Raw genomic sequence first — 225 nt, 5'->3', positions numbered from 1 at the left:
TGAAGATGAAGCTGTCGTTCACTTCCCGGGAAATGATGATGCCGTGCTTCTTCTTGGTGCCGTAGACGGTGTTGTCCGCGATGATCAGGCCGTGGGAACGGTCATGGGGGTCAATGCCGTAGACGATGTTGTCCTTGTAGGTATTGCCCTTGATCACGAAGCCTGTGGTCTCGTAGCAGTAGAAGCCGTACCACATGTCCGAGAACTCGGAGTTGATGATCCAGC

At 53.8% G+C, this 225-nt stretch carries 1 protein-coding gene; it reads right to left on the bottom strand.

Annotated features, from left to right (window positions below; genetic code table 11):
* Positions 1-225, bottom strand: a 225-nt coding sequence (locus ACW9IR_RS30185) for a right-handed parallel beta-helix repeat-containing protein (protein ID WP_457466274.1), incomplete at both ends; no start/stop codon positions are given.

This window comes from Pseudomonas sp. SDT291_1_S447, assembly GCF_054070155.1.
The sequence above is the reverse complement of the archived record's forward strand: the minus strand, read 5'-3'. Positions and strand labels throughout refer to the sequence as shown.